We start from the raw sequence: 1,948 nt of genomic DNA on the forward strand, positions 1-1,948 counted from the left end.
ACGATGACCACCGGAGCGGCGGCGAATCCGCCTCGATTGAACCCGTATTCGAGGTCGTTGATGAGGGCCTGGTCGTCGAGGCTCCCCTTGATGAAGTCGCCTCCACCGGCATTCCAGGTCTCAGTCCACCATTCCGCAAGCAGTTTGCGGGTCTCGTGGTCGCGGACCACGACGAATGACCAGGGCTGGGTGTTCTCCGCGCTCGGGGCGTGCACCGCGCTCTGCAGCATCTGCTCGATGTCACCGTCGCCCACGTCAGCATCCGGATCGAACCGCCTGCAGGCGCGCTGCGCCCGCATCACCGTGCGGAGTTCGGACACCTCAGTCGGCCAACCGGCGCTCGCCACGGGGCGTCCAGCCGGTCATCGACACGGTGGTCAGGTCGAGGGTCTCGCCAAGCGACAGCTTGCCGGTCATCACCCGCTCCAGGAAATTCGCCATCACGGCGTCAGGTTCTTGATCGAGCTCGTAAATGACCAGATACCGGTGCGTGGCCGGGGGAAGCTGCGCGGGCAGGTCGGGATCGTCGGGGACGTCGAGCTCGCGGAGATCGTAGCGCTGGGCCGCGACCACCCCCGGAACGTCGAGCACCTCGGGTACGTGGACCTCGTCGTACCACTTGTTGAAGGAGTCGTCCTCACCCTCGATGGGATTGCTCAGGACGACGAACCGATTTCCAGACACGGACACGCCTTTCGTTGAGGGGTCGCCCGGGAGCGACCGCACCAACACTATGACAGTCGACTGTCATAGTCAACGCGCGAGCGAAGGGGTCATCGCGGAGCGTTCGAGGTACGCATGCCCGGTCTCGCCGCCCCACTGCACCTCGGCCCAGCTCACGGTGTAGGCCCGCACCGGGTCCACGACGCCGTAGGGCAATCCGTCGGCCATCGACATCCACATGGACGACCGCACCACCCCGTTGATGGCCTGACCGCCCTCAAGGGCGAACGAGTACGTCTCGCCGTCGCGTGCCAGCACCGCGGGCGGTGGCGCCGACGTGATGCCGACCTGACGGAGCGTGGCTTCCTCGACCACGTAGGAACCTTCCAGCGTGGTGCGGCCGTCGCGGGCCCAATACCTGCACATCCCGAACGCGCGGCCGCTCGGCAGCACACCGCCTGTGATCACGTGGCCGCCCCAGTCCTTGAGAGTGTCGGCGCCACGTGGCCCCCGCGAGTGGTCGCGCCAGCCACCACCGTTGAAGTCGATCACCACCCCATCGATGGCGAGCTGACCCGTCACCCAGGTGAGTTGCTCGTAGTGCTCGCGCGCCCAACTCTGCTCGGCCATGCCAACGCCTGCGGTCGCGGCGTCCCACACGGGCGTCACGCACTCGACTTCGAGGTCCATGCGAACGTGGCTCTTGGCCCCGTCGGCGAGCGGGCTGGCGCGCATCTGCTCGTAGGACGAGCGCAGGCAGAATCCGTCAAACGTGATGCGCCACTTTCGAAACGGCTGTTCGCAGCGGAACTCGAGGTTTGCGCCCGCGGGCTGACGCTCGGCGACGGTACGATGATAGGCCCACATGGTGAGCACGCCCTGATCCTCGGGGAGCGCGATGAGCACGCGGTCTTCCCATGTCTCCCACCTATCGGCGACGGTGCCCAGGTGCAGCCACATGCCGATGTCGTTGATCGGGTCGTACGGCGTGAAGAGCAGGTTCTCCGTCCACCCGGCAATGTCGGGGCAGGCCCGAAGGGTGCGCTCGCTGTCGGGGCTCAGTCCGGACGACAACTGCTGGACGACGCTGCTCAATGGGTTCCCTTCCTATCCGGCCGACCGGGCCAGTACGGCGATCTCGCCGGTGGAGCCATCCACCCGCACCACGTCCCCGGTGTGCAACACCCTGGTTCCGTTCCCCGTCCCGACGACACAGGTGATGCCGAGTTCACGGGCAACGATCGCGCCGTGGCTGGCGGCGCTGCCGATGTCGGTGACGAGCGCA

Annotated in this window: 4 protein-coding genes; all 4 read right to left on the minus strand. The window is 66.7% G+C overall.

All coding sequences use genetic code 11. The features are described 5' to 3' along the window. Positions 1–347, minus strand: a 347-nt coding sequence (locus tag ACRDUX_RS12030; protein WP_526414154.1) for a nitroreductase family protein, incomplete at its 3' end; no start/stop codon positions are given. Further along, positions 322–684, minus strand: a complete 363-nt coding sequence (locus tag ACRDUX_RS12035; protein WP_526352794.1) for a hypothetical protein — start codon at positions 682–684, stop codon at positions 322–324. The genes ACRDUX_RS12030 and ACRDUX_RS12035, both read right to left, overlap by 26 nt. Positions 685–753: 69 nt before the next feature. Next, positions 754–1,758: a DUF7064 domain-containing protein gene (locus ACRDUX_RS12040; RefSeq protein WP_526414156.1), complete on the minus strand. Its 1,005-nt coding sequence runs from the start codon at positions 1,756–1,758 to the stop codon at positions 754–756. 12 nt (positions 1,759–1,770) lie between these two features. Beyond that, on the minus strand, positions 1,771–1,948 hold a 178-nt coding region (locus tag ACRDUX_RS12045), incomplete at its 5' end, for a PEP-utilizing enzyme (RefSeq protein ID WP_526414158.1).

The sequence above is a fragment of the Mycobacterium sp. genome (genome assembly GCF_050701675.1).
Taxonomy (GTDB): domain Bacteria; phylum Actinomycetota; class Actinomycetes; order Mycobacteriales; family Mycobacteriaceae; genus Mycobacterium.